Source organism: Sphingobium sp. TomTYG73 (assembly GCF_055394245.1).
Map to the genome: position 1 here is coordinate 615,903 of NZ_AP027340.1, position 25,036 is coordinate 640,938.

At 62.8% G+C, this 25,036-nt stretch carries 20 protein-coding genes and 4 pseudogenes; 16 read left to right on the forward strand and 8 right to left on the reverse strand.

All coding sequences use genetic code 11. The features are described 5' to 3' along the window. Positions 1 to 17 precede the first annotated feature (17 nt). Positions 18 to 775: pseudogene (locus ACZ5TH_RS15675) on the forward strand (IS5 family transposase). A 15-nt stretch (positions 776 to 790) separates the two neighbouring features. On the opposite strand, the pseudogene ACZ5TH_RS15680 reads toward ACZ5TH_RS15675, so the two are convergent. The 4 genes and pseudogenes from ACZ5TH_RS15680 to ACZ5TH_RS15695 form a co-directional block, all read right to left on the reverse strand. Continuing rightward, positions 791 to 1,312: pseudogene (locus ACZ5TH_RS15680) on the reverse strand (FadR/GntR family transcriptional regulator); the annotation flags it as partial. A 160-nt stretch (positions 1,313 to 1,472) separates the two neighbouring features. Then, positions 1,473 to 2,450 (reverse strand): AraD1 family protein, encoded by a 978-nt coding sequence (gene araD1 / locus ACZ5TH_RS15685; protein ID WP_449469225.1) that lies wholly within the window; start codon positions 2,448 to 2,450, stop codon positions 1,473 to 1,475. After that, positions 2,447 to 4,015 carry an aldehyde dehydrogenase (NADP(+)) gene (locus ACZ5TH_RS15690; RefSeq protein WP_464795751.1) on the reverse strand — a complete coding sequence of 523 codons (1,569 nt, stop codon included), beginning with the start codon at positions 4,013 to 4,015 and terminating at the stop codon, positions 2,447 to 2,449. The genes araD1 and ACZ5TH_RS15690 overlap by 4 nt, the downstream gene beginning before the upstream one ends. A 14-nt stretch (positions 4,016 to 4,029) precedes the next feature. Further along, the gene (locus ACZ5TH_RS15695) at positions 4,030 to 4,215 is read right to left on the reverse strand and encodes a hypothetical protein (RefSeq protein ID WP_464772960.1); all 186 of its coding nucleotides are present in this window, start codon (positions 4,213 to 4,215) and stop codon (positions 4,030 to 4,032) included. Between the two features lie 254 nt (positions 4,216 to 4,469). On the opposite strand from ACZ5TH_RS15695, the gene ACZ5TH_RS15700 reads away from it, so the two are divergent. The 3 genes from ACZ5TH_RS15700 (at position 4,470) to ACZ5TH_RS15710 (ending at position 8,362) form a co-directional block, all read left to right on the forward strand. Then, the gene (locus tag ACZ5TH_RS15700) at positions 4,470 to 5,585 is read left to right on the forward strand and encodes a ThuA domain-containing protein (RefSeq protein WP_464795210.1); all 1,116 of its coding nucleotides are present in this window, start codon (positions 4,470 to 4,472) and stop codon (positions 5,583 to 5,585) included. Between the two features lie 125 nt (positions 5,586 to 5,710). After that, positions 5,711 to 7,198 carry a glycoside hydrolase family 2 TIM barrel-domain containing protein gene (locus ACZ5TH_RS15705; RefSeq protein ID WP_464795211.1) on the forward strand — a complete coding sequence of 496 codons (1,488 nt, stop codon included), beginning with the start codon at positions 5,711 to 5,713 and terminating at the stop codon, positions 7,196 to 7,198. A gap of 60 nt (positions 7,199 to 7,258) precedes the next feature. Next, positions 7,259 to 8,362 carry a DUF4982 domain-containing protein gene (locus ACZ5TH_RS15710; RefSeq protein ID WP_464795212.1) on the forward strand — a complete coding sequence of 368 codons (1,104 nt, stop codon included), beginning with the start codon at positions 7,259 to 7,261 and terminating at the stop codon, positions 8,360 to 8,362. 728 nt (positions 8,363 to 9,090) lie between these two features. Here the strand turns inward: ACZ5TH_RS15710 and ACZ5TH_RS15715 are convergent. Beyond that, a pseudogene (locus ACZ5TH_RS15715) lies at positions 9,091 to 9,841 on the reverse strand (IS5 family transposase). Positions 9,842 to 9,889: 48 nt separating this feature from the next. Beyond that, a complete protein-coding gene (locus tag ACZ5TH_RS15720; protein WP_464795213.1) occupies positions 9,890 to 10,504 on the reverse strand; it encodes a gluconate 2-dehydrogenase subunit 3 family protein in 615 nt (204 codons plus the stop codon). Positions 10,505 to 10,742: 238 nt separating this feature from the next. Here ACZ5TH_RS15720 and ACZ5TH_RS15725 point away from each other — a divergent pair, with 238 nt between their 5' ends. Then, on the forward strand, positions 10,743 to 11,120 hold the full coding sequence (locus ACZ5TH_RS15725; RefSeq protein WP_464795214.1) for a sensory rhodopsin transducer: 378 nt from the start codon (positions 10,743 to 10,745) through the stop codon (positions 11,118 to 11,120). Here the strand turns inward: ACZ5TH_RS15725 and ACZ5TH_RS15730 are convergent, their stop codons facing one another. Then, a complete protein-coding gene (locus tag ACZ5TH_RS15730; RefSeq protein WP_464795215.1) occupies positions 11,121 to 11,645 on the reverse strand; it encodes a MarR family winged helix-turn-helix transcriptional regulator in 525 nt (174 codons plus the stop codon). It lies immediately after the preceding gene. Between the two features lie 244 nt (positions 11,646 to 11,889). On the opposite strand from ACZ5TH_RS15730, the gene ectA reads away from it, so the two are divergent. From ectA to ACZ5TH_RS15770, 8 genes are read left to right on the forward strand one after another with little or no spacing between them, the layout of a single operon-like run. Then, a complete protein-coding gene (gene ectA, locus ACZ5TH_RS15735; RefSeq protein ID WP_464795752.1) occupies positions 11,890 to 12,402 on the forward strand; it encodes a diaminobutyrate acetyltransferase in 513 nt (170 codons plus the stop codon). Continuing rightward, the gene (ectB, locus tag ACZ5TH_RS15740; protein ID WP_464795216.1) at positions 12,399 to 13,706 is read left to right on the forward strand and encodes a diaminobutyrate--2-oxoglutarate transaminase; all 1,308 of its coding nucleotides are present in this window, start codon (positions 12,399 to 12,401) and stop codon (positions 13,704 to 13,706) included. The genes ectA and ectB overlap by 4 nt, the downstream gene beginning before the upstream one ends. 10 nt (positions 13,707 to 13,716) lie before the next feature. Continuing rightward, on the forward strand, positions 13,717 to 14,130 hold the full coding sequence (locus ACZ5TH_RS15745) for an ectoine synthase (RefSeq protein ID WP_464795217.1): 414 nt from the start codon (positions 13,717 to 13,719) through the stop codon (positions 14,128 to 14,130). A gap of 24 nt (positions 14,131 to 14,154) precedes the next feature. Then, positions 14,155 to 15,075: an ectoine hydroxylase gene (gene thpD / locus ACZ5TH_RS15750; protein WP_464795218.1), complete on the forward strand. Its 921-nt coding sequence runs from the start codon at positions 14,155 to 14,157 to the stop codon at positions 15,073 to 15,075. Next, a complete protein-coding gene (locus ACZ5TH_RS15755) occupies positions 15,072 to 16,511 on the forward strand; it encodes an aspartate kinase (protein WP_464795219.1) in 1,440 nt (479 codons plus the stop codon). The genes thpD and ACZ5TH_RS15755 overlap by 4 nt, the downstream gene beginning before the upstream one ends. 21 nt (positions 16,512 to 16,532) lie before the next feature. After that, complete coding sequence (locus tag ACZ5TH_RS15760; protein WP_464795220.1) at positions 16,533 to 17,771, forward strand: MFS transporter; 1,239 nt, start codon at positions 16,533 to 16,535, stop codon at positions 17,769 to 17,771. Continuing rightward, entirely contained in the window at positions 17,768 to 19,105 is a 1,338-nt protein-coding gene (locus tag ACZ5TH_RS15765; RefSeq protein WP_464795221.1) for an MFS transporter, read from the forward strand. Before ACZ5TH_RS15760 ends, ACZ5TH_RS15765 begins: the two co-directional genes overlap by 4 nt. After that, positions 19,102 to 20,349, forward strand: coding sequence for a mechanosensitive ion channel family protein (locus ACZ5TH_RS15770; RefSeq protein WP_464795222.1), 1,248 nt, complete (start codon positions 19,102 to 19,104; stop codon positions 20,347 to 20,349). Before ACZ5TH_RS15765 ends, ACZ5TH_RS15770 begins: the two co-directional genes overlap by 4 nt. Here ACZ5TH_RS15770 and ACZ5TH_RS15775 read toward each other — a convergent pair. Then, complete coding sequence (locus tag ACZ5TH_RS15775) at positions 20,346 to 21,794, reverse strand: L,D-transpeptidase family protein (RefSeq protein WP_464795223.1); 1,449 nt, start codon at positions 21,792 to 21,794, stop codon at positions 20,346 to 20,348. The genes ACZ5TH_RS15770 and ACZ5TH_RS15775 overlap by 4 nt on opposite strands. Positions 21,795 to 22,107: 313 nt before the next feature. Here ACZ5TH_RS15775 and ACZ5TH_RS15780 point away from each other — a divergent pair, with 313 nt between their 5' ends. The 3 genes and pseudogenes from ACZ5TH_RS15780 to ACZ5TH_RS15790 all read left to right on the forward strand — a co-directional run bounded on the left by ACZ5TH_RS15780 (position 22,108) and on the right by ACZ5TH_RS15790 (position 25,033). Next, entirely contained in the window at positions 22,108 to 22,617 is a 510-nt protein-coding gene (locus tag ACZ5TH_RS15780) for a DUF421 domain-containing protein (RefSeq protein ID WP_449469202.1), read from the forward strand. Between the two features lie 26 nt (positions 22,618 to 22,643). After that, positions 22,644 to 24,023 (forward strand): annotated as a pseudogene (locus ACZ5TH_RS15785) (DUF2254 domain-containing protein). Next, a complete protein-coding gene (locus tag ACZ5TH_RS15790) occupies positions 24,020 to 25,033 on the forward strand; it encodes an AI-2E family transporter (protein WP_464795224.1) in 1,014 nt (337 codons plus the stop codon). Before ACZ5TH_RS15785 ends, ACZ5TH_RS15790 begins: the two are co-directional and overlap by 4 nt. Positions 25,034 to 25,036: the final 3 nt, after the last annotated feature.

The window sequence follows — 25,036 nt, forward strand, 5'->3', positions numbered from 1 at the left end:
GAGGCGCGGAGCGAATGATGGGGATCAAACGGTACGAATTGAATGAGGCGCAATGGGCGAGGGTTTCGCCACTTCTGCCTGGCAAGGCGAGCGATCCGGGGCGGACGGGATCGGATAACCGCTTGTTCGTCAACGGATGTTTGTGGGTGCTGCGCTCGGGCGCGCACTGGTGCGACCTGCCGGAGCGCTACGGTCGGTGGAAGACGGTCCATCGGCGTTTCAGCAGGTGGTGCCATGCGGGTGTCTGGGAACGGGTGCTCAACACGCTGACCGCCGACCGGGACAACCAATATCTGATGATCGACAGCACCATCGTCCGCGCCCACCAACAGGCAGCGACCGGAAAAGGGGGGGCAAGGACCAGGCGCTGGGGCGTTCCCGAGGTGGACTGACGACCAAGATCCACATGCTGGCGGACACGTTCGGTCGGCCATTGCGCTTTCGCATCACGCCCGGGCAGGCCAGCGACGTCACCGCCGCTCCCGATCTTCTGGAAGGCCAGAAGGCCGGGGCCGTACTCGCTGATAAAGCCTATGACAGCAATGATTTACGCGAACATATCGCCGACATGAAGGCGCAGGCGGTGATCCCGTCGAAGCGAAATCGCAAGGTCTTCATCCCGCATGACACCGCTATCTACAAGCACCGCAACCGGATCGAGCGATGCTTTGGTCGCCTCAAGCATTTCAGACGCTTCGCTACCCGCTACGATCGGCGCACCGCCCACTTTGCCGGCTTCGTACATCTCGCCGCTGCCATGATCTGGCTACGCTGAATGTCGATCGGCCCTAGACAAAGATGCAAGCGGCTCATTATCGCTCGCTTCCAGGATGGCGCCATGGAAACGCTGATCCGCTTCTCGGCCGCTCTCCGTCGATAAGCCGTACCGCGCCATTGCTTCAAGCGCCGCACGCATTGTTTCCAATTGCTCGGGCGAGCGCCGTGTAGCTGCCCATGCCGCCGCCGCAGGCTCGATCAATCCACGAAGCTCAAACAAGTCCCGAACGAAGCGCTCATCAGGGTGATCTGATGAGAACATCCAGGCAAGGATGTCCGGATCCAACACATTCCATCGGGAACGAAGCGTCACACGCGTTCCGGCTTTGGGCCTGCTTTCGAGAAGGCCCTTTGCCGTTAAAATGCGCATCGCCTCCCGATAGGCGGTCCGAGACACGCCGAGAGCCTGCGCCTCTTCTATCTCCGCCCCGAAACCATAGCCTGGAGGGTGCTCACCCGAAACGATGGCTATGCCGATCTGCCGCGCGAGTGCCTGATGGATTCGCAACCTCTTGGCTTCTTCCTGAGGCTGCATCCCGAGCCATTCTCCGTAGTAAAATTGTCCGGTGGTTTTGTAGGGGCATTTTTGCGGTAAAGATATGCATTGCGACTGACGAGACGGTCAGCTCCGCGCCTGGTATGTCGCCGCGTTGGCAGCATGCCGACACCGAACAGGCAGGCCTAGCGCGTGCTGGTCATAACACCCTCACTTTAGCCAATCCTTCTTCGGCTGCTTCCATCAGAGGATTGCGAAGTGGCATGGTGAAGGCATCCGCCTCAATCTCGAATATATCGCCCGCGCGCGTTTCCACCTGGTCGGTAAAGGAGAGGGTCGCCGTGCCGAAGAAATGCACATGCACGTCGCCGGCACGTCTGAACAAGTCATATTTGAAATGATGATGCTCAAGATTCTCGATGCTGTGAGACATGTTCGTCTCGCCAGAAAAGAAACTACTTTCCCACAAGATCGCACCGTCGCGGATAATCCTGCTGGCGCCGCGAACGTCGGCGGGCAGGTCGCCCAGCAGCAATTCCGCGCCCAGCGACGCCTGACGTAGCTTGGAATGGGCGAGCCAGAGATAATTGACCCGTTCGGTCACATGGTCCGAAAACTCATTCCCGATTGAAAAGCCCAGGCGAACCGGCGTACCATCCGGCGCATTGAAGTAGATGCCGGCGATTTCCGGCTCCTCGCCCCCATCTCCCGCGAAAGCAGGTTTGCGGAAAGGTGCGCCCGGCGGCACCAGGATCGACCCGTCGCCCTTGTAGAACCATTCGGGCTGCACACCCTCAGTTCCGGCGGCTGGCTTTCCACCCTCCTCGCCCATCAGGAACATGCGCATGGAATCGGTGGCCTGACCGGCGGCGGCGGCCTTGTGCATCTTGTCGCGGCCTTCGGCGGAGCCCAGATGCGTGAGGCCGGTGCCGCTGACCAGCAAATGCGCGGGATCTTCATGATCGATCGGTGGCAGCAAGGTAACAGCGGCCAAATCGATCGAAGCCCCTGCGCGTTCCTCGGCAAGAGCGGCAAGCGTGGTGGACGACGCCAACGCATCGCCAGCCAGCATCCGCACGGAAGCCGTGTCACGCACGATCAGGGCTGCTCCGCTCTCGTCCAGAGCGGCTACGCCGCGCCGGCCATCCTGTTCATATTGGACGAGGGAACGGATCATCGGGTGATCTCCATCTTGCCATCAAGGCGGCGCGGCAAGCGCCAGGGGTTAGCGTCCTGCAATGGCGGCGGGATCAGCTTTGCGCCGATATCCTGAAAGCAGACCGGCCGCAGGAAGCGAGACATGGCGAGGGTGCCGACCGAGGTGGACCTTCCGTCCATGGTGGCGGGGAATGGCCCGCCATGAACCATCGCCCAGGTCACTTCGACACCCGTCGGCCAGCCGTTCGCCAGGACCCTGCCCGACTTTTGCGCGAGAAGAGGAAGTATGGCGGCCGCGTCGGCAGCATCAGAATCATCCATGTGGATCGTTGCGGTCAACTGCCCCTCCAGTCCGGAGATGACCTGCGCCAGCGCATCGGCATCCTTGCAACGGATCACCACGGACGATGCACCGAACACCTCTTCGGCAAGGGCCGGTTCAAGAGCGATTTGCTCAGCGTAGCTTTCGAACAACGCCGCACCGGCACGCCCTTCCGGGGCTTGGGCCTGTGCGATCAACCTGGCGCCCGGCATGGTCTCCAGCTTGGCTACGCCATTGGTGAAAGCGGCTCGAATGGCGGGCGTCAGCATTACCAGCGGCGACGCCTCGCTAACGGCCGAAGTGGCCGAAGCGAGGAAGCGGTCGAGGTCCGGTCCGTCGATCGCGATGACCAGTCCGGGATTCGTGCAAAACTGTCCTGCCCCCTGCGTCAGAGAGCCCACAAATGCCGTCCCAAGCGTCTCGGCGCGGGTTCTGAGAGCGCCCGGCATCAATATGACGGGATTGACCGCGCTCATTTCGGCATAAACGGGGATAGGTTCAGGACGCCGGGCCGCTATCTCGGCGAGCGCAAGTCCGCCCGCCCGCGATCCTGTAAAGCCGACCGCGCGGATGCGAGGATCGGCCACAACGGCAGCGCCAAGCGCATTGCCAGTGCCGGGCAGATAGGAAAAAACGCCCGGATGAAGACCGCAGTCCGTCACAGCTTGGGTCACGGCGCGAGCGATGAGCTCTCCGGTTCCGGGGTGACCCGGATGCCCCTTGGCCACCACCGGACATCCCGCCGCGAGCGCCGACGCGGTATCGCCGCCAGCCACGGAAAAAGCGAGCGGGAAATTGGACGCGCCGAACACCGCTACCGGGCCGAGCGGCACATTCATGCGGCGAAGGTCGGGACGCGGCGGGGTGCGATCCGGCAAGGCGCGATCGATCGTCACGTCGAGCCAGTAGCCGGCCCGCAATTCGGAGGCGAACAGCCGGAGCTGCCCGGTAGTGCGTCCGCGCTCGCCTTCGAGACGCATGCGGGGCAAGCCCGTTTCCGCCATAGCCGTTTCGATAAGCGAATCGCCGATGGCATCGATCCGCTCGGCAACGGCTTCGAGAAAGCGCGCTCTTGCGTCCGGCGTCAGGGCGGCAAAGGATGGCGCCGCATCAGCCGCCAGAGCGCATGCGTCCGCGACGTCCTCTGGCGAGGCTTGTGAATAGCTCTGGGCAAGTGGCAGATCCGTTGTCGGATCGATACCCTTGAACCGCTCTTCCTGCTGGCGTGCGTCGCCGCCCACCAGAACGCTGCCGTCGATCACTTGTGCATTCTCCATCAATGATTGTCGCGGGGCAGGCCCAAGGTCTGCGAGGTCGGATAGGGATAGCCGCCCTTGCCAAGCCGACACTCCGCCAAGCTGGGGTCAAAGTTCAGGCGGCGCTCAAGCGGGACGGTCGTCTCCATATTCTCGGAGTTGTCGAACCAAGCGGTTGATCGGCCTCCGTGGGTGCTGGCGGTCATTGCAGTCTTTCTTGAGCGGCGTCGGGCGATTGACGCCGTCAAGCATTCATATATACTCATACTAATTAAATATCAACGAGCGGACGTGCCTTGGCTGATTCATTGAACTTGAATGTTCGGCATCTCACGCAAGGGGGCAGCGCCCTGTTGCGAAACAGTTTTTTCTTGACGGCGGCATGTGAGCTATATGTGCCGTTCTGCGTGCTTGGGGGCAGTAGGTCGGCCAATGCGCTCGCAATGGAGACCGCAATCGCATGACCCAGCGTCTTCTCATCGCGCTGCTGGCGCTGATCAGCACCGTAGCCCCGGCATCGGCCGCGACACTGGATTGCCCGCTGCGCGACGCGCCATTCTCGCTCGCGTCACCGTTCATGGACATATTGCTGAACCCCGCGGCGCGCGCCGCTGTCGAAACGGAAGCGCCGGGCATCCTCGCGAAGCTGCCGCCGATGTTCACGAGCACCACCGCGCCCAGTTTTTCGGCGATTCTTTCAGTGCGCGAAGCCGGGGCGATGCTGCGGATCAGCGCGGACAAGATCGCCAGCATAGCGGATCGACTGAAGGCCATCAGCGTGACGGATGCGGATCGCGTAGCGCGCTGCGCCCGCTATGACGACGACCGGCCGACCTTCATCCTGCCCAAGGGCAAGCCGCGCATCCTGTTGTTCGAAAAGATGACCGGATTTCGCGACGGCCCCTCGGTGGAGGCCGCCCATGCGGCGTTCCTCGACATGGCGAAGCGTCACGGCTGGGCGATGGTGGCCACGGATCGCGGCGGCGCGATCTCTCCGGCGATCCTCAGCCGGTTCGATGCCGTGATATGGAACAACGTCAGCGGCGATGTGCTGACCCTGACCCAGCGCGAGGCGCTCAAGTCTTATATCGAGCGCGGCGGCGGCTTCGTCGCGGTCCATGGTTCAGCCGGGGACCCCGCCTATTTCTGGGACTGGTATGCGGACACACTGATCGGCGCGCGGTTCATCGGTCATCCGATGGGGCCGCAATTTCAGGATGCGCAAATCCGGCTGGATGATCCGAAACATCCGGTCGCAGCCGGGCTGCCGACGGCATGGACGATGAAAGACGAATGGTATTCCTTCAAGGCAAGCCCCCGCCTGTCGGGAGCCCATGTCCTCGCCACGTTGGATGAAGGCAGCTATTCGCCGATCGGCATGATGAAGCAGGACCTGCGCATGGGGGATCATCCCATCGCATGGACCCGCTGCGTCGGCCGGGGGCGATCCTTTTATTCGGCGATCGGCCATCGGCCGCAGACCTATTCCGACCCAACCTACCGGACGATGCTGGAAAGCGCGATCTCCTGGGCCGCGGCCAGGAAACCCTGCGCGCGTCCTGCCCCAAGCCGGTAGGGATGCATGGCCCGGCGATCGCCAACTCGTCGGCCCGGACAGGACGGCACTGGATTGACGCCTTCTGGTGCCGGATATACTCATACTAATAAACAAGCGGTGGAGAGCTTTCAGCGAATGGCTTTGTGACGTCCCAACTGGGCTCGGGCATCATTGCGAGCAGCCGCCGCCGCGACCCCGACAATGAATTGCAGGAGTATAGAGCGATGAACGTGCGATTTGGCGCTGGTCTTTCCCGGCGGACACTCCTGCGCCTGTCGGTGAGCGCCGCAGTGCTGATCCCTGCTTCCCGCGCGTTTTCCCTTGTCCCTCGCCTACCGCCCGCCCCGTTGACGCTCGACCGTCGGGGCCAAGTTTTCGACGATGGATGGAGCTTCCTGCTCGGCGACGGCGCGGACGTTGCGAAGCCCGCCTATGACGATTCGGCATGGCGCCGGGTCGAGTTGCCGCATGACTGGAGCATTGAGGACCGTCCGGGAAGCGATCCAGCCCTCAATGCGGTGCTTCGCTCGGTCGATAGCGCCCCCTTGTGGCAGAAGGTGCCGTCGAAGGACGTGCCCCGCCTCATCGGCCCGTTCGATGCCGGATTGAACGACAATCTGGGCTATGCCCGCAGCGCCAGCGGCGCGCCCACCGGCTTCACCGTCGGTGGCGTCGGCTGGTATCGCAAGCGCTTCAAATTGCCGCCGCTTAGCCCTGACGCCCGCGTCCAGATCGTCTTCGACGGCGTTCACATGAATGCCCAGGTCTGGTTGAACGGCGTCCTGCTCGGCCAGCGGCCCAACGGATATGTCCCCTTCGCATACGATCTGACCCCGCACCTTTCACCATCAGGCGACAATGTGCTGGCGGTGCGCGCGGCCAATATCGGCCGCAACAGCCGCTGGTATGCGGGCTCGGGCATTTACCGGCATGTGTGGCTCGACATCACGCGCGCGTTCCGTTTCGAACAATGGGGCGTTACGGTCACCACACCCAGCGTGTCGCAAGAAAAGGCCACCGTGGAGGTCGTGACCCGGATCGAGGGATCGCAGACCGGCGGCATGGTGACGACCCGCATCCTCGACGATGCAGGAAAAGCCGTCGCCGAAAAGACCGTGGCGGCCGGTGACCGTGTGACAACGTCGCTGGAAATGGCACGTCCCCGGCTGTGGTCGCCGGACGCGCCCCATCTCTATCAGGTGGAATGCACGTTGCAGGCGGGCGGCGAAGTCATCGATCGGATGACGGCTCCCCTCGGCATCCGCCGGGTCGAGATCGACGCCCAGAATGGCCTGCGCATCAACGGCAAGCCATATAAGTTGCGTGGCGGCTGTGTTCACCACGACAACGGCATCCTTGGCGCCGTGGCGATCGACCGCGCGGAATATCGCAAGGTCGAAATGCTCAAGGCGCGAGGTTTCAACGCGCTCCGGACATCGCACAATCCACCCTCTCCCGCCTTTCTCGACGCCTGCGACCGGCTCGGCATACTGGTGATGGAGGAATCCTTCGACATGTGGCGGGTGGCCAAGAATCCGGACGACTACAGCCTTTATTTCGATGGCTGGTGGCAGCGGGATCTGGAGGCGATGGTCCGGCGCGACGGCAATCATCCTGGCGTAATCATGTGAAGCTTCGGCAACGAGATCCCCGAGCGCGGCCAGCCTGAAGGCGTTGCGATAGCGAAAATGTTGAGCGACGAGTTGCACCGGCTTGACCCGACCCGTCCGGTGACGCAGGCGATCAACGGCAGCCCCGGCCCCGATGTGACCGGTCCGGATGGACGACCGGATCAGGCCGCCGCCCAGTTCCTCGACGTTGCCGGCTATAATTATAAGTTCAGCAACTACGAACGAGACCGTGCAAAATTCCCCGACAGGGTCATGGTGGGAACGGAAAGCTTCCCGGCCGACGTGGACAAGGTGTGGCGCCTCACCGATCGCTCGCCATACCTGATCGGCGACTTCGTATGGACGGCAATGGATTATCTGGGCGAGGCGGCGATCGGCCGCACGCTCCTGTCCGGAGAGACGTTCGGCCCGGATGAATATCCGTGGTTCGGGGCGTCCTGCGGCGATCTCGACCTGATCGGCCAACAGCGGCCGCAGTCGCTCGCCCGCGACGTTATTTGGGGCCTCAGCCCACTTGAGGTTGCGGTCCAGCGGCCGATCCCGGAAGGCAAGCAGGAGCGGCCTTTCCTGTGGGGCTGGCGCGATGAGCTTGAAAGCTGGACCTGGCCGGGTGCCGAGGGCAAACCGCTCGACGTCAGCATCTTCACTCCTGCTGACCGCGTCACGATCGAACTGAATGGCAAGATGATCGAGGACCGGGCGATGACACCCGAAAATACATCCTCAGCGCGGATCCCAGTGGTCTATGAGCCCGGACGGCTGATGGTGACCGCCTATTTGGCAGGGCGAAAGATCGGAAGCCGCAAATTGGAGACTGCGGGCGCTGCAGCAGCCCTGCGGCTTAAGCTCGATCGTCCCAAGATAGCCGCGGACCGGAACGATCTCGCCCATGTCACCGTGGAGGTCGTCGACGCGAACGGCCGGTTGGTGCCTGACGCCGCGCATGTTCTGCGGCTTTCGCTGAGCGGAAGCGCCGAACTTGCCGCATTCGGCAACGCCAACCCCCGCGGCTTGGCGAGCTTTCGGCAACCCGTGGCGAAAAGCTGGCACGGCCGCGCACTGGCGATCATCCGGCCCACCGCCTCAGGCACCACGACCATCAGTGTCGGATCGGAAGGATTGCGGAGCGCTCAGGTCAAGCTGTCAGTCGTCGGCAAGAGCTGAACGGCCAGAAGCCTGCGGAGCATGCTGACCACCTATTTTCATGGCGCCGCAATTTCCGTGGATATAGTCCGCGAAAATCTCCGCTAACTTGACGGCTCGCCCGCTCTTGGCGTGATCTATCGGCATTGCCCGCCGGCTCGGAATTAAGCGATGGCTCATGACAGCCTCAACTGCCAGCTCCAGTTCGTCGTTTGCCGGACCGATGCCGGTGGAACTTAAACCCACCTATCCATGTGCTGACCCACCGCCTCCATCGTGCGCCTACCCTGAGCTTATCGCGATTCGCAGCTGCGGATGTTGGCCCCAAGGGCTGAATTCTAGTTAAGATTGCACCGGTAACCCGAACCGTCCCCGTTGCGGCGACATTAGCTGGAATTGACAAGAAAGTTTCAACCCAGCCGCAATCGAATGTCTGCTTTCAAGCGCAAGGAATCGCGATTGGACGACGAGAAGTGGCGCAAAGCCGCCGTCGGTGCTGGTCGGCTCGCTTGTGCGGTGCGATGCCGACAAGATGGTTGTCCTCAAAACGTCTTTAGGGCTAGATTGAGGCCTGATCAGACCCTGTTCCCCTTTTACTCTTATGGACGAGCACCCAGCAACGATCATCTTAAAGCGGCACGCTGCGGGTGCAGATGTACGCTGGAGTACGATGTCAGACGAAGGCTTGCGAGCTTCCAGGCCAGCTGAATGATAGGGTAGCGGAGCCAACTACTAGGACCGATCGACATTCAGCGTAGCCAGATCATGGCAGCGGCGAGATGTACGAAGCCGGCAAAGTGGGCGGTGCGCCGATCGTAGCGGGTAGCGAAGCGTCTGAAATGCTTGAGGCGACCAAAGCATCGCTCGATCCGGTTGCGGTGCTTGTAGATAACGGTGTCATGCGGGATGAAGACCTTGTGATTTCGCTTCGACGGGATCACCGCCTGCGCCTTCATGTCGGCGATATGTTCGCGTAAATCATTGCTGTCATAGGCTTTATCAGCGAGTACGGCCCCGGCCTTCTGGCCTTCCAGAAGATCGGGAGCGGCGGTGACGTCGCTGGCCTGCCCGGGCGTGATGCGAAAGCGCAATGGCCGACCGAACGTGTCCGCCAGCATGTGGATCTTGGTCGTCAGTCCACCTCGGGAACGCCCCAGCGCCTGGTCCTTGCCCCCCCTTTTCCGGTCGCTGCCTGTTGGCGGGCGCGGACGATGGTGCTGTCGATCATCAGATATTGGTTGTCCCGGTCGGCGGTCAGCGTGTTGAGCACCCGTTCCCAGACACCCGCATGGCACCACCTGCTGAAACGCCGATGGACCGTCTTCCACCGACCGTAGCGCTCCGGCAGGTCGCACCAGTGCGCGCCCGAGCGCAGCACCCACAAACATCCGTTCACGAACAAGCGTTATCCGATCCCGTCCGCCCCGGATCGCTCGCCTTGCCAGGCAGAAGTGGCGAAACCCTCGCCCATTGCGCCTCATTCAATTCGTACCGTTTGATCCCCATCATCCGCTCCGCGCCTCAACACGGAGCCCCATGAATCAGACATCACGCCTTTTGTGAATCCTGAATCTCGATCCGGCCTAGGGCAATGGCAGCCCGTCGGGATAGGTCCGCGCGTAGCCGCGCGGACTGGCCGGCCCGCCGAAGCCCATGGCGCTCCAGGCGGAGGGATGCGCCCAATGCGCCGAGACGATGTCGGGCAGCACGCGCCACGCCCACAGCAGGGCTGGATTGACGCCCGCCCAGCCGGCGGTGAGCGCCCGTCCCTCGCGCATGTCGGTCAGCAGCATGTCGATCTGCCCGCCCGTCAGCTGCGCGAAAAGGAGCGCTCCACCGCGCGCGCGCCTCCGCCTCCAGCCCTGCGAGCGCGAGACGCCATGCTGCCTGGGTCTGCGGCATTCTTGCGGGGCGATAGCCGTCGCTGCCATTGTCCGCGATCTTCTGGAGGAGAAGGGCGACGGTATTCGTGGGCGGCCGCCCTTCCGGTTCGGGCGCGACATGCGCGACCAGCACATGCAAGGTTTCCAGTTCGGCGACCCCAAGCGCTTCAACGGCTTCGCGCATCGCCAGACGCTCGTCGATCACGGCCCGGGTCTGCCTGTTCCAGCTTAGGCTGCCGCGCTTGGAGAACACGTCATAATCCGGGAAAGGATCAGCCACGCCTTGCCCTCTCCATCATTTTCAGCGCTCCAAGCCCTGTGAGGGCCAGCCTCGTGAATGAGGGCGGCGCAGGCAGCGGTAACCGAATATTCGGCGCACGCCCCATTGCCGCAGTCGTTCCCAAAAGAAATCGCTCACGGTCTGCGTCATGTCAGCTCGCCAGGTCAGATGTCGGGGCGGTTAAGGGGTAACGGATCGCCGACCCGTGCGTTCCCCAGTCTGATCAGGAGAAAACGGGATGGGCGAAGCGATAGGTTCACGCCTCTGGGTCATTCCGGAGGGCTATATCCCCGGAGGCGAGGGGGCCCGCGCAGACCGAGCGCTTGCCAGCCATGAAGCGGCCTGCATGCTTAATACATCGGACGAGCGGGCGAATGTGGAGATCATGCTCTACTTCACGGATTGCGAGCCCGTCGGCCCCTATCGCGTCAGCCTGGAAGCGCGGCGCACGCTGCATCTGCGGTTCAACGACCTTGATGATCCGCAGCCGGTCCCGCTGGACACGGATTATGCCAGCGTCATCCGGTCCGATGTGCCGATCGTGGTGCAGCATACGCGGCTCGACGCCCGGCCAGAAGCGATAGCGCTGCTGTCGACCATCGCCTTCCCCGGCTGATCAGGCGGGTCCGGATCGGTCGATAAGGCCACTGTCGAGCAAGGGCGCGGCATCGATGTCCTGTGCGTCCATCAGCATGGCCAGCCGCTCCACTGCCGCCAGCACCATCGCCTGTTCCCAAGAAGGCAGGCAGTCAAACCGCTTCGTAAAGGTCGTCTGCAGCAGGTCGGGAGCATCGGCGAGCGCCGCGATGCCGGGCGGAAGCGTGGTCAGGATGAACTGCCGCTTGTCCCGTTCATTGCGTTGGCGCTGGACAAAGCCCAGTTCCTGAAGCCGATCGACGACCGTGGTGATGGTCGCCTGGCTGAATTGCAGCGCCTGCGCGATCTCACTGGGCGTGGCCGAATCGCGGGAGGCGATTTCGCGCAGGACGAGCCATTGCGAAGGGGTCAGGCCGGTTGCGTTGGCGAGGCGGCGGCTGCCGATTTCAGTGGCGCGCAGGACGCGGCGGAGAGCGCGGAGTGTGAGAGAGGCGATGTCGGAACTCATGCAGGAAACATAGAAAAGACGGGGATTTGAAGCCATGCAAATTCCTTCGATAGACAAAGTATTTTTATGGATTCTTTATGCGCCAAAGAATCCTAAAGCGGCCTTCTGGTTGAAAAATGCGAGAAATTGCTTTAAATGCCTGTCTCGCATCAGGGGGTGGATCGAGCATACCGCAAAATTATAATTCGGGAGATAAAGCATCTTTAGGTCAGATTCCGATGCGGCGACGAGACCGCCACGGGCATTTGCGCGCCTTTCACCCGCGCGTTCATCCAGGTTGCTGTTCCGCAAGCCCACGGCAACGGACGGCGCCGCGGTCAGCGCGCTGATCGCGCAATGCCCGCCGCTCGACCCCAATTCGGCCTATTGCAACCTTCTGCAATGCACGCATTTCGCCGACAGCTGCGTGATTGCCGAGCAGAACGGGGCCTTGGCCGGATGGGTTTCGGGATACCGGCCGCCGTCCGAGCCGGACAGCTTCTTCGTCTGGCAGGTCGCCGTCGCGCCCGGGGCGAGAGGGCAGCGGCTGGGCGGCCGGATGATCGAGGCGCTGCTGAGCCGCCCGTCTGCGGACGGCGTGACCCATCTCATCACCACGGTGACCGACGACAATCTGCCGTCTTGGGCCTTGTTCGAAGGCCTGGCGAAACAGTGGAGCACCGCACTTTCGAAAAGCGCGCTGTTCCATCGCGACACCCATTTTGCCGGTGCCCATGCAACCGAATGGCTTGCCCGCATCGGCCCGCTGCCGCGCATGAGCGGTGGCACAGCACAAGGAGAAATGGCGATATGATCACCACCCTTCCCCGACCCACAAGTCGAAAACCCGACATCACGTTGTACGAGCGGCGCGAGTCCGCCGTGCGCAGCTACGCCCGTTCCATGCCGCGCCAGTTCAACGTGGCGCAAGACGTCTGGATGCATGATAATCAAGGGGGCCGCTATCTCGACTTCCTCTCGGGTTGTTCGACCCTCAATTACGGTCACAACCACCCGGTCCTGAAGCAGGCGCTGCTCGACTATATTACGGCCGACGGCATCGCTCACGGTCTCGATCTGCACACCGATGCCAAGGCGGAGTTTCTGAATACGCTGGAGAGCGTGATCCTGAAGCCGCGCGGGCTGGATTATCGGGCGATGTTCACCGGCCCGACCGGCACCAACGCGGTAGAGGCGGCGATCAAGCTTGCCCGCAAGGTGACGGGGCGTGAACTGGTGATCGCCTTCACCAATGGTTTCCACGGCATGACGCTGGGCGCGCTTGCCTGCACGGGCAATGCCGCCAAGCGGGGTGGCGCGGGTGTGCCGCTCTCCCACGTCGCGCATGAACCCTATGACGGCTATCACGGCCCAGAGGTAGACACCGCCGATCTGTTGGAGCGGCGCTTGTCCGATCCATCGAGCGGCCTGGACGCCCCGGCGGCGATATTGGTCGAAACCGTGCAGGGCGAAGGCGGCCTCAACGCCGCGTCCTCCGAATGGCTGCGCAAGATCAGCGCCATCGCCAAGCGTCACGGCGCACTGATGATCGTCGACGACATCCAGGCGGGCTGCGGCCGCACCGGTAGCTTCTTCAGCTTCGAAGGCATGGGCTTCACGCCCGACATCGTGACGCTGGCAAAATCGCTTTCGGGCATGGGGTTGCCGTTCGCGCTTACGCTGCTCAAGCCGGAATTCGACCAGTGGGCGCCGGGCGAACATAATGGCACGTTCCGGGGCAACAACCACGCCTTCGTGACCGCCACCGCCGCACTGCGCCACTTCTGGAGCGACGGGCAGTTCCAGCAGGACATCGCCCGCCGTGGAACGCTGATCGCGCGCCGGTTGGAAGCGATGGCGGCGGAACATGGCCTGTCCACGCGCGGGCGGGGCATGATGCGCGGCATCGACGTCGGGTCGGGCGAAATTGCCGCCGCCGTCACCGCCGCCTGCTTCGATCGCGGCCTCATCATCGAAACCAGCGGCGCGCATGACGAGATCGTCAAGATCCTCGCCCCGCTCGTCATAGACGATGCCCAGCTTTCGGCAGGGATCGACATATTGGAAACTTGCGTCCGTGAAGCGCTGGCCGTCCCGTACGGCGTCGCCGCGGAATAATGGAGATATCATGATTGTTCGCAAACTTCAGGACATCCGTAAGTCCGGCAGGAACGTGAAGTCGGAACAGTGGGAAAGCGCACGCTTGCTGCTGAAGGACGATGATATGGGATTCTCGTTCCACATCACGACCATGTATGCTGGCGAAGAAATCCACATGCACTACCAGAACCATCTGGAAGCGGTACTGGTGCTGAAAGGCAATGGCACGATCGAGGATCTGGGCACCGGCATCACGCATCAGCTGGCGTCGGGCGTCATGTATGCGCTCAATGCCCATGACAAGCATATCGTGCGGCCCGACACCGATATCCTTTGCGCCTGCGTCTTCAATCCGCCGGTGACGGGTAAGGAAGTGCATGACGAAAACGGCGCCTATCCGGCCGAGGCGGACATGGTCCGCGAGGTCGCTCTTAGTAATTGAATCTGACAAATAGGGGGAAGTCCCTTGCAAGACATCTACCCATCCCGCCATGCGAAGATGGCGGAGTTTTTGCCGCGCCTAGACCCGGTCGTTCACAGCGACTGGAACGAGGACGCGCCCATCAGCAAAGCCCAAGCCGCGCAGTTCGATCGCGACGGCTATCTGGTGCTGGAGAACCTGTTTTCAGACGAGGAAGTCACCTTTCTTCAGCGCGAAGCCGGCAAGCTGTTGTCAGACCCCGACGCGTTGGAGGAAGAGACAGTCATCAGCGAACCGGGCAGCCGGGAAATTCGTTCTATCTTTCGCATTCACGCGCAGAGTCCAGTTGTCGCGCGGCTCGCGGCCGATCAACGGCTGGCCGATGTCGCGCGCTTCCTATTGGGCGACCAGGTCTATATTCACCAGTCTCGCCTCAACTATAAGCCCGGATTCCAGGGCAAGGAATTCTATTGGCACAGCGATTTCGAAACCTGGCATGTGGAAGATGGAATGCCGCGTATGCGGGCATTGTCCATGTCGGTGCTGCTGGCTGAAAACATGGCCCACAACGGGCCGCTGATGCTGATCCCCGGATCGCACCGCAGCTTCCTGACTTGTGTCGGGCAAACGCCCGAGGATCATTATCGCATGTCATTGAAGCGCCAGGAATATGGCGTACCGGACGAAGACAGCCTGGCCGAACTGGCGCACAAGCATGGCATCGTCGCGCCGACGGGCAAGCCGGGATCGGTCGTCATCTTCGATTGCAACATCATGCATGGGTCGAACGGCAACATCACGCCCTTCCCCCGCGCCAACGCCTTTCTGGTCTATAATGCCGTCAGCAACCGGCTGGGCACGCCCTTTGGCGTCGACAAGCCGCGCCCGGAGTTCATCGCGACGCGCGGCGAGCCACAGCCAATCGTGCCCGAAACAGGTCCGCTGGCCGAGGAGACCCTGATATGAACGGCCATAGCGTCGAGAAGATCGGCGGCACGTCAATGGCCGAGACGGCCGCGCTGTTCGATAATGTGCTGATCGGAGGCCGAAAGGGCCCGGATCTCTATAACCGCATCTTCGTCGTGTCCGCCTATGCCGGGATGACCGACCTGCTGCTGGAGCATAAAAAGAGCGGGCAGCCGGGCGTCTATGGCCGCTTCGTCGCGGATGAAGGCGCGGACGGCTGGCGCGAAGCGATGGAAGCGGTGCGAACCGCCATGCAATCGCGTAATGCGCAGATGTTCGCGCGGGCGGACAGCCGACGCGAAGCCGATGCCTTCGTCGATATGCGGATCGATGCCGCGGCGGCCTGCCTGAACGATCTGGCGCGGCTGCGCAGCCATGGGCGCTTCTGCGTCAAGGAGCAGCTGGCGACCGTGCGCGAAATGCTGGCGGGGCTGGGCGAGGCGCATAGCGCGCACAGCACCGCCCTGTTGCTGCGCGACCGGGGCGTCAATGCCGCCTTTGTGGATCTGACGCCGTGGCATCAGCAAAATATGCAGCAACTGGACGAGCGGATCATGACGGCGCTGGACCCGATCGACCTATCGTCCACCATGCCCATCGTCACCGGCTATGCGGGATGCAGCGAAGGCATGGTGCGCCGTTACGCGCGCGGCTATTCGGAAATGACCTTCTCGCGGATCGCGGTGCTGACCAACGCGCGCGAGGCGATCATCCACAAGGAATTCCATCTGTCGAGCGCCGACCCCAAGCTGGTCGGCACGGACAAGGCGCGCAAGATTGGCCGCACCAATTATGACGTCGCCGATCAGCTCGCCAATCTGGGCATGGAGGCGATCCATCCCGGCGCCGGGCGCGGGCTGCGCCAGACCAATATTCCGCTACGCGTGCGCAACACGTTCGACCGGGAAGATGGCGGGACGCTGATCTGCGGCGATTATGTGTCCGAAAGTCCGAGGGTCGAGATCGTGACCGGCGTTCGTCATGCGCAGGCCCTCCAGTTCTTCGAACAGGACATGGTGGGCGTGAAGGGCTATGACGCCGCCATATTGGAGGCGCTGACACGGCATCACGCATGGATCGTCAGCAAATCGTCCAACGCCAATACCATTACGCATTACCTGTCGGCCGACGCGAAAACGATCAAACGGGTGATCGACGATCTCCAGCAACGCTATCCTGACGCGGCGATTTCGGCGCATCCGATGGCGATGGTGTCGGTGATCGGGAGCGACATATCCCGTCCTTCGCTGGTAGCCGATGCGTTACGCGCACTGGCCGATGAAGGGATCGACGTCATCGCGATGCAGCACCAGATCCGTAATGTCGATGTGCAGTTCATGGTCGATGTGGCACATTATGATGCAGCCGTTCGGGCGCTGCACCAAGCCTTGGTGGAATGCGACGACATGACAGCGGAGGGACGGCGCGCCGCCTGATCGGCGCCCGAACTATCAGGCATGTTATTGGCAATCCAACCTGTTCGCAGCCTTTTGCTGTCCATCTTCATGCTGATGGCGGGCAGCGGATTTCTGGCGACGCTGATCAGCCTGCGGCTCAATCGGGCGGGCAGTGGCACGATGACCATCGGCATCGTCGCCACCGCCTATTTTGGCGGGCTGATCATAGGGTCGCTGCGCGCGGGCGGTATCGTGCGGCGCGTGGGCCATATCCGCGCCTTCGCCGCTTTCGTCGCGCTGCTGTCGGCCAGCACATTATCCTACGCCCTGTGGACGCAACCGCTGTTCTGGATGCTGCTGCGGCTGATCGACGGCGTCTGCGTCGCGGGCGTGTTCGTGTGCCTGGAAAGCTGGCTCAACGACCGGGCCGATCCGCAGATGCGGGGCAGCGTGCTGGCGGCTTACATGGTCGCCCTCTATTCAGGGCAGGCGATCGGCCAGTTGCTGCTGGGGGCGAGCGGGGCCTTGCCCGCTATTCCCTTCCAGATCGCGTCCATCCTGATCTCGCTGGCGATCATCCCGCTATGCCTGACGCGCAGTTCCGCGCCTGTGCCTGTGGAGGCAAGCGCCTTTTCACTCCGATCCTTGCTGGCGGCATCGCCGCTGGGCGCTTGGGGCGCAGTGGCGACGGGGCTGATGCTGGGCGCGTTCTATGGGATGGCGGCGGTGCATGTGCGGCGGCTGGGGCTGGACCTTGCCGAAACCGCGCGCTTCATGATGATCGTCATTCTGGGCGGCGTGGCGCTGCAATGGCCGCTGGGGCGCTTGTCGGACCGGTATGACCGGCGGCGTGTGATCGTCGGCAGCTTTGCGGTCGCGGCGCTGGTCAGCGTGGCGTTGTCGATGGTCGGCGTAGGCGGCCTGCTGCTGATGAGCCTTGGCGCACTGTTCGGGGGATTGAGCTTCGCGCTCTATCCGCTGTGCGTCGCGCATTGCAACGACCGGCTGCTGGAAACGGAGCGGGTGGCGGCGAGCGGGCGGCTGGTCCTGCTCTATTCGATCGGCGCGGCGCTGGGGCCAGTGCTGGCGGCGGGATTCATGACGGCGGCGGGCACCGGCGGGCTGTTCCTGTTCATCGCCTGCTGCGCGGGGCTCGCCATGATGGTCGGGCTATGGCGACAGCGGGCGTCCGAGCCGGTGCCGGACCAGTATCAGCAGGAATTCCAGATCATGCCCCGCACCACGCCCATGGCCGCGCTGCTGGACCCCAACAGCGTCGATGAAGGACAGACGACATGACCGCGATTTCCGCCACCGACGCAGCCCCTCCCCCTACGGAGCAGGACGCCACGCTGCGCCGCGCGATTGCCGCGTCGGCCATGGGCAATGCGACCGAATGGTTCGACTATGGTATCTATGCCTACGGCGTGACCTTTATCTCCGCCGCGTTATTTCCCGGCAGCACGGAGGAGGCGGTGCTGTTCGCGCTGGCGACATTCGCCATTTCCTTCCTGGTGCGCCCATTGGGCGGGCTGTTCTGGGGGCCGCTGGGCGATCGGCTGGGGCGCAAGTCGGTGCTGGCGCTGACCATCTTGCTGATGTCGGGAGCGACGCTCTGTGTGGGGCTGATCCCCGATCATGCGACGATCGGCTTCTGGGCGCCCCTGCTGCTGATCCTGTTGCGCATGGTGCAGGGATTTTCGACCGGCGGCGAATATGGCGGGGCGGCGACCTTCATGGCAGAATATGCGCCCGATGATCGGCGCGGATTCTATGGCAGCTTCCTCGAGTTCGGGACGCTGGCGGGGTTTTCGCTGGGCGCGGCTTTGATGCTGGGTTTCTCGCTGATGCTGGGGGATGCGGCGATGCACGCGTGGGGATGGCGCGTGCCTTTCCTTGTGGCGGCGCCGATGGGGCTGGTCGGCATGTACTTGCGCTCGAAGATGGAGGACACGCCTGTTTTCCGCGCGGCGGCGGCGCTGCATGACAGCGGGCCGCCCTCCCCCGGCCTGTCGCTGCTGATGCGGCGGCACTGGCGGCCGATGCTGGTGGTCGGCGGGTTGGTGGTCGCGCTCAATGTCGTGAACTACACGCTGCTCAGTTACATGCCGACCTATTTGCAGCGGCGGATCGGACTCTCCAATGATGAGGCGCTGATCGTGCCGATCATCGGCATGCTGCTCATGATGGTGTTCCTGCCCTTTGCCGGCGCGCTGTCGGACAGGGTTGGGCGGCGGCCGATGTGGCGGGTGTCGCTGGTCGGGCTGCTAATCGCAGTGGTGCCGCTCTACATGCTGATGGCAACGGGGCTGGCGGGAGCGATCGCGGGCTTCGTCCTCTTGGGGCTCCTTTACGTGCCGCAGCTGGCGACGATTTCGGCGACCTTTCCGGCGCTGTTCCCGACACAGGTGCGCTTTGCGGGCTTCGCCATCGCCTATAATCTCGCGACCAGCATCTTTGGCGGGACGGCGCCCGCGATCGGCAGCGGTCTGATCAGCTACACCGGCAATGAGCTGATGCCGGCCTTCTACATGATCGCAGCCTGCATCGTCGGGCTGATCGCGCTGCGCTTCATGCCCGAGACGGCTGGCAGATCCCTTTATGACGATCCCTTCGCGGAGAAGCAGGCTTGATAACCCACCTTCCGGTTTCCAACGACAGCATCTCGACCTTGACGCGCGGCTATGTGAACGAGCCGTGGATGCAGAGCGGGCTGGCGCTGCTGCTGCTCGGCATAGTCGCATGGGCGGCCAACTGGGTGGCCAAGCGCATCGTGCTGCGGCTACTGCTCCGCCTGCTCCATCACCTGCCCTTCCGTATTGAGGGGAAACATATCGGCGCTATCGTCGCGCGGCTGTCGAACATCGTCCCCGCACTGGTGATACAGGTCGGCATTGGCGCTGTTCCGCATCTGCCTGCGCAAGCCGTCACATTCGTCCGCAGCCTGTCCACCGCCTTCATCATCCTGACCATCGCGATCGCGCTCAGCGGCTTCCTGACGCTGCTCAATGACCTGTATCAGCGGCGCCCGAACGCCGCCAACCGGCCGATCAAGGGCTATGTGCAGCTGGGTAAGCTGCTGCTCTACGGCGCGGCGGCGATCCTGATCATCGCCGCGCTGATGGATCAATCGCCCCTGCTGCTGCTGTCGGGCCTGGGCGCGATGGCGGCGGTGCTGATGCTGGTGTTCAAGGACACGATCCTGTCGCTGGTGGCGTCGGTCCAGATCGGTTCCAACGACATGGTGCGCGTCGGCGACTGGATAGAGATGCCGCAGTTCAACGCGGATGGCGACGTGATCGACATCGCGCTGCACACGGTAAAGATCCAGAATTTCGACAAGACGATCACCACCGTTCCGACCCATCGCCTGATTTCGGAAAGCTTCCGCAACTGGCGCGGCATGTCGGAATCGGGCGCACGGCGCATCATGCGGTCGCTGATGATCGACCAGCGCAGCGTACGCTTCCTGGACGACGGCGACATCGAGAGGATGGCGCAGTTCGCGGTGCTGCGGCCCTATCTGGAAGGGAAGCGGCAGGAGATTGAGCGCTGGAACGCCGAACATGGCGCGGACGGCACCGTCAATGGCAGGCGGCTGACCAATATCGGCACCTTTCGGGCCTATGTGCTGGCCTATCTGCAATCCCGCAGCGACATCGCGCAGGATAAGACATTGCTGGTGCGTCAGCTCGCGCCTAGCGAGAACGGCTTGCCGATGGAAATCTATGCCTTCGCCAGCAGCACGGTGTGGGCAGAGTATGAAGGCATACAAGGCGACATTTTCGACCACCTGATCGCCATCCTGCCCGATTTCGACCTGCGGCTGTTCCAGCGCCCGGCGGGCGCGGACGTGACGGCATTGGCGGCGGCCTAGGGGCCAATGTCGATCGCCTCTGGCTGCGACTTGCGGCCTGCGCCAGTGAAGCCCAGGCGCTGTGCGACTGCATCGTTCCAGCCATAGGGGTCCGCGCGGAAGGCGATGTCGCCCGAAGGCCTCAAAAAGACATTGCGATAGAGCAGGCGCACCGGAATTTCGCGCGGAAGGGCGACGAACTGCTCCTGCCCGGATTGGCGCGCCGTCAGCCATTGATCGAGGACACCCTCATCGGACGCGAGCATCTCCGCAAAACCAAGCGCATCTTCGACCCGGACGCAGCCATGGCTGAGATGCCGTTCGCTCCTGTCGAACAGGGCGGGCGCGGACGTGTCGTGCAGATAGATGGCATGACGGTTGCGCATGTCGAACTTTACTTGCCCCAGCGCATTGTCCGGCCCCGGCTGCTGGACGATCCAGCCCCCGCGCATGACCATATTGTTGCGCTGGAGATAGGCGGCATCCACATGCGCTAGCTCCGTGTTCTGGATGGATTTGGGCACGGTCCACGTCGGATTGGCGACCAGCCGGAATATGGGTGAACCGAGCAACGGTGTCGGCCGATCGGGGCGGCCCGCAACCACTTTGCGCTGATCCACGACTACGCCATCGCGGATATATTGCAGGCGTGCGGCCGCGATGTTGACATCGATACGCGTCGCTGGCTGCGACCGGGGCATCCAGCGCCGCCGCTCCATCGCAACGGCAAGCGCGCGTGCCCGGTCCTGTGCCCGCAGATTGAGGACGCTGAATGTGTCAGGGCCGATAATGCCGTCTGCCGCTATGCCGTAGTCCTCCTGAAGGCGCTTGACCGCGCTTTCCATCGAGAAGGTGTAGAGCGCACCCTCACCGACAGTTGCCGGGCGCGACCCCGCGCCGGCCCGGGACAGGAGATAGTCATTGTCCGCAAGCTGCGCCGCGATGGCAGGGATTCGAGCGTCCCGGTCGCCGACATGGATGAGCCCATCGTCGGGCAAAGGCTTGCGTGCATCTTCCAGCGCTTTGGCGGAATATTCGCGATAGGCCGTCGACAGCCGGCGATACTCGTCGGTCTGGGGCGTCAGGCTGGCGAGCCAAGCGCCAACTCCCTCTTCCTTCATGGCCCCTGCCAGTCCAGCGGGCACATCTGCCGCTGGCCTGGGCAAGGTGTAGATTTCGCGCAGGGAGGCGGGATTGACGACGCCGCGCGCGAGCGCCGATGCATAGGCGAGCGCAAGTCGGGTGAGCTTCAGTTCACGCTGGAGCGCGCTGTCGGACGCGGACGGCCGCGCGCCAAAGTTAATTTGATCAAGGCCATGTTGCGATCGCCGATCCAAAGCGCTGAGCAGTTCCTGTTCGGCCGTAAGTGACCAGCATGCGCGCCACCCCGCCACTTCATAGAAGCGACGGACATTTTCATCCCGGGCGGCGGCGCGCAGTTCCTCGCCCAACGCGGCAACGTCCATGGCCGTCGCGGAGGGGGGCTGGACAGCTGACAGCGCCGGACGATGTGGCAGACCGCTGGCCGAAATCGCGACAAAAGGCAGAAAGAAGGAGCGAAACTTCGAATTCCTCATTGTCGATGAACGGCTTGTCGACGATTTGGCTCCCTCCGCAGGCGGAACGAGCAGCCGCCTCCCCGGTTATAGAATCAACGGCGACAATGATGGCACCGGACGGCTTGGCCGGATACCGCGTTCCCCGCCCCGGAACGATGCGGTGGACCCACCTCCGTTTTCACGGCGGGATATCGCACCGGCGATGAGGGAAAGGACCGCTATGTTCTTCGATAATTGGTGTGGTCTCTGGCGAGTGATGCTGGTGGGCACCGCCGCCTATGCCGCGTTGGTCATCGTGCTCCGGTTCAGCGGCAAGCGGACGCTGGCAAAGCTAAACGCATTCGATCTTGTCGTGACCGTGGCGCTCGGATCGACGCTTGCGACGGTGCTGCTGACCAAGGACGTCGCGCTGTTCGAGGGAATGGTTGCCTTTGTCTTGCTGGCGCTACTGCAATTTCTCGTTGCCTGGAGTGCGTGCCGCTTCCGCATTGTCGCGCGGTTCGCCAAATCCGATCCCAGGATCCTTCTTGCTGATGGGCATATTCTGGAAGATGCTCTGCGCGAGGAGCGCATATCGCCGGACGAGGTGAAGGCGGCCGTTCGAGGCGCGGGGGTGGGCGACCTTTCGGATGTAGCCGCGGTCGTGCTGGAAACAGACGGGAGCCTGAGCGTCATCGCGCGCGATCGTGCCGGGGCACGAACCGCATGGCCGCAGGAGCGTGGGTCATGAAGGCTCGTCTGCTCCGCTTGGCCGATATGCTGCGGCAAAGCTACTGGTTCCTGCCCTCCATCATGGCCTGCGGCGCGATATTGCTGGCAGGAGGCATGATCTGGCTGGACAGTTATGAAGGCTCGGTTTGGATGGACCGCTTCGCCTGGTTGCGCGCCTCGCGGCCTAGCGGCGCGCGGCAGCTTCTGTCGGCGATAGGCGGTTCGATGATTACCGTTGCGGGCACGGTCTTCTCGGTGACGATAGCGGCGGTCGTTTATGCCTCCGGCCAATATGGACCCCGCTTGCTCAGCAACTTCATGCGGGACCGGGGTAATCAGGTCACGCTCGGCACCTTCATCGCCACCTTCCTCTACTGCCTCATCGTCCTGCGAACGGTGCGTTCGCCCTAGGAGTCCGGCGGCGTGGGCTTCGTGCCGAACATCGCCCTGCTGGTCGCGGTGCTGCTAGCGCTCTGCTCCATCGCCGTGCTGATCTTCTTCATCCATCACGTCCCCAGCAAGATCCACATCAACAATGTGATCGAGGATGTCGGGAAGCGCCTGCTTCGGGAGGTAGGCCATCGTTTCCCGCGCTTCCTTGGCGAACCCGCCGATCGGGGTCGTCACAGAGGCGACACGATCGTGCCCGAACCCTTTCGGCAGGATGGCGAAGCGAAAGCGGCTGCGCCGGTGCGGCTGGTGACGGCGAGCCATACGGGTTATATCCAACTGGTCCGTGACGAGGACCTGCTCCAGCTGGCGTCGCGCCATGATTTGGTGCTCCGCCTGCGCTACCAGCCCGGGGATTTCGTGCATGCCGGGCGCGCGCTGATCCTCGTCTTTCCAGCGGAGCGTTGCGATGAAAAGGCCAGCCAGGCGTTGGCCGACGCCTTTGCCATCGGATCGCAGCGCACCGCCTTGCAGGACCTGCGCTTTCTGATCGACGAGATGGTCGAAATAGCGGCGCGGGCCCTGTCGCCGGGCATCAACGACCCGTTCACCGCGATCACCTGCCTGGACTGGCTCGGCGCGGCTATGTCGGACCTGTCCGGGCGCGAGATCCCCTTTCATCTACGGCAGGATGCCGACGGGGCCCTGCGCGTCATCGCCCACCCGCAGCGCTTTGGGGATTTTCTCGAACGGAGCTTCGGCTCTCTGGCGCAATATTGCGCAGGCGACCGGGTGGCGGCTCTCCATTTCCTGAGTTCGCTGGGCGAGGTGGCGGTCGCATGCGAGGACCGCGAAAGACTGGCGGCCGTCAGGACTCACATTGACAGGATCGCGGGGCTTGCCGGAAGCAAGCTGGACCGCCTGAACAGCCAGGTCGTAACCGATCGCGCCAACCTTTTGCGCGACGCCCTGGCCAAGCCCGATCACCGGCGGAGACTGCGCGATGACTTCAGCTGGTTGGGCGGCGCGGCGTGACCGTGCCGGGGGCGAGACCAAGCGCAGGCCGGTTGCTGTGGGTGATCGCGCTGATCCTGATCCTGGCGGCTTTGCGGGCAAGCTATGCCGTGACTATGCCGATCCTATTCGCGGCGATCATCGTTGCGGCGTTATGGCCGCTCAAACTGTGGCTGGACAAGCGACTGCCGAGCTGGCTGAGCTATATACTGACAGTCGCAACACTCGTCATCATTCTGACCGTCTTCGTCGCGGCGGTCTATCTCTCACTTGGACAATTGATGAGCGTACTGGGCGCACAGTGGCCCAAGCTCCTGTCTCTCTATGATGCGGCAGCCGACAAGGCTCGGGATTGGGGTGTGACACTTGACGCGCGGCTGCTCGATCAGCAGCGCATTGTTGCCTTCGCGCAGATGCTGGCGTCAAGCATCTACAGTTTCGTCACCTATGTAGGGTTCATCGGGCTGTTCGTGATTCTGGGACTGCCTGAAGTGGCTCGTATGCAGGACAAGATGCGGGCCGAGCTGGAGTTGGAGACGCGTGGTCAATTGCGTTCGACTATGATCTCCATATCCGAGCAGGTGAGGCGCTATTTCAGCACGACGCTGGCGACAAGCCTGCTGACCGGGATGGCATCGACCCTGTGGGCTCTGGCAACCGGGCTGGACCTTCCGATTGTCTGGGGTCTGCTTAATTTCCTGCTGAACTTCGTTCCCGTCATCGGCAACATCATCGGCATCATTCCTCCGACACTCTATGCGGCGTTGCAATTTCACGGTATCGGCATGCCAGTCCTGGTGTTCGCAGGCTTTGCCGCGTTGCAGATCATCATCAGCAATTTCGTCTATCCGATCCTGCAGGGACGCCGCTTGTCGCTTTCGCCGCTCGTCATTGTCGTCGCCATGACCTTTTGGGGCTGGATGTGGGGCATCGCGGGGACGCTGATCGCCGTTCCCTTAACAACCTCAGTCGTCATCATATGCGATCATTTCGACAGGAGCCGGTGGGTCGCCAAGCTGCTTTCCGCCTGATCG

Bases quoted from the DNA above. Each gene is read 5' to 3' on its own strand.
- araD1 (WP_449469225.1), bottom strand. From the start codon at position 2,450: ATGATCCGTTCCCTCGTCCAATATGAACAGGATGGCCGGCGCGGCGTA.
- ACZ5TH_RS15695 (WP_464772960.1), bottom strand. From the start codon at position 4,215: ATGACCGCCAGCACCCACGGAGGCCGATCAACCGCTTGGTTCGACAAC.
- ACZ5TH_RS15700 (WP_464795210.1), top strand. From the start codon at position 4,470: ATGACCCAGCGTCTTCTCATCGCGCTGCTGGCGCTGATCAGCACCGTA.
- ACZ5TH_RS15725 (WP_464795214.1), top strand. From the start codon at position 10,743: ATGGGCGAAGCGATAGGTTCACGCCTCTGGGTCATTCCGGAGGGCTAT.
- ACZ5TH_RS15730 (WP_464795215.1), bottom strand. From the start codon at position 11,645: ATGGCTTCAAATCCCCGTCTTTTCTATGTTTCCTGCATGAGTTCCGAC.
- ectB (WP_464795216.1), top strand. From the start codon at position 12,399: ATGATCACCACCCTTCCCCGACCCACAAGTCGAAAACCCGACATCACG.
- ACZ5TH_RS15745 (WP_464795217.1), top strand. From the start codon at position 13,717: ATGATTGTTCGCAAACTTCAGGACATCCGTAAGTCCGGCAGGAACGTG.
- ACZ5TH_RS15755 (WP_464795219.1), top strand. From the start codon at position 15,072: ATGAACGGCCATAGCGTCGAGAAGATCGGCGGCACGTCAATGGCCGAG.
- ACZ5TH_RS15760 (WP_464795220.1), top strand. From the start codon at position 16,533: ATGTTATTGGCAATCCAACCTGTTCGCAGCCTTTTGCTGTCCATCTTC.
- ACZ5TH_RS15765 (WP_464795221.1), top strand. From the start codon at position 17,768: ATGACCGCGATTTCCGCCACCGACGCAGCCCCTCCCCCTACGGAGCAG.
- ACZ5TH_RS15775 (WP_464795223.1), bottom strand. From the start codon at position 21,794: ATGGACGTTGCCGCGTTGGGCGAGGAACTGCGCGCCGCCGCCCGGGAT.
- ACZ5TH_RS15780 (WP_449469202.1), top strand. From the start codon at position 22,108: ATGTTCTTCGATAATTGGTGTGGTCTCTGGCGAGTGATGCTGGTGGGC.